The organism is Lentiprolixibacter sp., from assembly GCF_982873095.1.
The window spans coordinates 4,641-7,592 of sequence record NZ_CEYNTP010000135.1; the positions used below are offsets into that span (position 1 = coordinate 4,641).

Sequence of the window (2,952 nt, forward strand, 5' to 3'; positions counted from 1 at the left end):
CAATCAGTATTTTAACGAACTCAATATTGAGGCCCATTATCGCACCACCGGACCAGAGATCTGGGAGCAAACCAATGGGCTCATTACCCATCTGGTAGCCTGCAGCGGAACAGGAGGTACGATTTCCGGTACGGCCCGCTATTTGAAGGAACAAAACCCTGACATACAGGTTATCGGGGTAGATGCCTATGGTTCGGTACTTCAAAAGTACCATGAAACCAGGGAATTTGACCATAACGAGATCTATCCCTACCGAATTGAAGGGCTGGGAAAAAATCTTATTCCTACCGCTACTGACTTTGATATTATCGATTCATTTATCAAAGTAACGGATGAAGATAGTGCACACACGGCTAGGGAAATTTCAAGCAAGGAGGGCATGTTTGTGGGGTATACCAGTGGAGCGGTCATGCAGGCTGTGAAACAATTGAACAAACTGGGTACCTTCGACAAGGACAGTAATGTTGTCCTTATCTTCCCGGATCACGGTTCCAGGTACATGAGTAAAATCTACAGCGATCAGTGGATGGAAGACCAGGGATTCTTTGATAAAAAGAAAGTAGCCCAGGAGAACCAGGTTGAGGTAATCCGCTAATTATTAGAATTTTACCTTTTTTTCTCTTCAATTCTCGTTCTTTTAACGCTTCAACCTCAGGGGTGAAATATAATTATGAATCCTCTCCAAAAATGCATATTTTTGCCTCCACCAAACTAGGCTGAATGAGAGATTTATTTGATAGAATTATCGAAAATAAAGGTCCCTTGGGCCGATGGGCTTCCCAGGCCGAGGGCTATTTTGTATTTCCTAAACTCGAAGGTCCTATAAGCAACCGCATGAAGTTTCAGGGAAAGGAAGTGATCACCTGGAGCATCAATGACTATCTGGGCCTGGCCAACCTACCCGAGATCAAGAAGGTAGATGGTGAAGCGGCTCTTGAATTTGGCGCGGCCTATCCCATGGGAGCACGAATGATGAGTGGACACACGGATTACCACGAAAAGCTGGAAAAAGAACTGGCCCAGTTTGTTAATAAAGAAGCTGCCTACCTGTTGAATTTTGGGTATCAGGGGATAATGTCGGCAGTGGATGCCCTGGTTTCCAAGGATGATATCATTGTATACGATGTGGATTCCCACGCCTGTATCATAGACGGGGTGCGACTGCACATGGGCAAGCGCTTTACGTTTAAGCACAATGACATAGACAGCCTGAGGAAAAATCTCGAAAGGGCTACCAAAATGGCAGAACAGACCGGTGGAGGAATTCTGGTTATTTCGGAAGGTGTATTCGGGATGCGGGGTGAACAAGGCAAACTCAAGGAGATTGCCGCCTTGAAAAAAGAATTTAACTTCCGCCTTTTAGTTGATGACGCGCATGGGTTTGGGACCCTTGGCAAAACCGGTGCCGGGGCAGGCGAGGAGCAGGGAGTACAGGACGATATCGATGTCTATTTTGCCACCTTTGCCAAATCCATGGCCGGGATCGGGGCTTTCCTGGCTGCCGATAAGGAGATCATAGACTACCTGAAATACAACCTCAGATCTCAGATGTTTGCCAAATCCCTGCCGATGGTCTACGTCAAGGGAGCCCTGAAAAGGCTGGAAATGCTAAAGACAAAACCTGAGCTGAAAGACAAATTGTGGGAAAATGTCAACGCCCTGCAAAATGGTCTTAAAGAGCGCGGATTTGATATCGGGAATACCTCGAGTTGTGTTACCCCCGTATATCTGAATGGAAGCATCCCGGAAGCGATGGCCCTGGTAAAAGATCTCAGGGAAAACTTTGGCATCTTCTGTTCTATCGTGGTTTATCCTGTGATCCCCAAAGGACTTATACTGCTAAGGATGATCCCTACTGCAACCCATACCATGGAGGATATTGCAGAAACCCTTGAGGCGTTTTCATCTATAAGAGAAAGGCTGGAAAAAGGCGTATACAAAAGACTTTCCGCTGCGGTAGCTGCCGCCATGGGGGAATAATAGTCCGTTGTACTCCTAGAGGTTTTTTCGATAGGTTCGCCGCCTTTTGTAGACTACAGGATCAAAATTCTTCCATAACTGTCTGACGGCTACATTATCCTCTAATTCCGGAGTACGGAAGCAGTCCTGAATATTCCTTTTCTGAAAGGTATCGTAGAATTCATTGAAAATAATAGCGGTTACCCCTTTTTGCTGGTAATCGGGGTGGATTCCAATGAGGTAAAAAATAGCATCCCGATTTTTCTTTTTAGCCCATAAAAGGTGCAGGAAGCCGAAGGGGAATAGTTTTCCCTTTGCTTTTTGCAAGGCCCTGGAAAAGGAAGGCATAACAATAGCGAAGGCCACCAGTTCGTCATTTTTGTCCACCACGAACTTTACGTATTCCGGGTTGATGAAGCTCAGATATTTCTTCTTAAAGTACTCTTTCTGCAGGTCAGTTACCGGCACGAATGAAGAAAGTACTGCATAGGTGTCATTGAAGAGGGTAAACATCTTATCTACCCAGGGCATGATATCCTCCGTCCTGGTAAAATTCATTTCCCGAAGCCCGTACCGCTTTTTAACCAGGATATTGGCCTTCCGGAAGAATTTAGGATCGGCATTAGCATAGGGAAACTTGCTTTCCCGGTATTGTTTTTCCTTGACAAACCCCAGGCGTTCATAATGCTCCTGATAGTAGGGGTGGTTATACCAGGTAACCATGGTGCCAATATGATCAAAGCCTTCGATCAAGACCCCTACTTTGTCCAGGTTGGAAAAGCCAACTGGCCCTTCCATGTATTCCATTTGGTGTTCCTTTCCGAGCTCTTCCACTTTATTCAGCAGCGCTTCAGACACCTCGTGGTCGTTTTCAAAATCAAACCAGCCAAAACGCATTTTCCGGATCTTTTGCTGGTTGACTTCTATCCAATTGATCATGGCGGCTACCCGTCCAACGACTTTACCGTCCTTGTAGGCAAGGAAGAACCAGGC

3 protein-coding genes are annotated in these 2,952 nt (G+C 45.9%); 2 read left to right on the forward strand and 1 reads right to left on the reverse strand.

Features of this window, described 5'->3' with window-relative positions; all coding sequences use genetic code 11:
• The coding region (locus AC4E7D_RS09060; protein WP_490173481.1) for a PLP-dependent cysteine synthase family protein at positions 1-595 on the forward strand (595 nt) is incomplete at its 5' end.
• A 125-nt stretch (positions 596-720) separates the two neighbouring features.
• Positions 721-1,980 carry a cysteate-C-fatty acyltransferase gene (gene capB / locus AC4E7D_RS09065; RefSeq protein WP_490173482.1) on the forward strand — a complete coding sequence of 420 codons (1,260 nt, stop codon included), beginning with the start codon at positions 721-723 and terminating at the stop codon, positions 1,978-1,980.
• A gap of 15 nt (positions 1,981-1,995) precedes the next feature.
• Here the strand turns inward: capB and AC4E7D_RS09070 are convergent.
• The coding region (locus AC4E7D_RS09070) for a GTP cyclohydrolase (RefSeq protein ID WP_490173483.1) at positions 1,996-2,952 on the reverse strand (957 nt) is incomplete at its 5' end.

What these genes read in the sequence shown, in the direction of transcription:
- capB (WP_490173482.1), top strand. Translation starts at nt 721, where the DNA reads ATGAGAGATTTATTTGATAGAATTATCGAAAATAAAGGTCCCTTGGGC.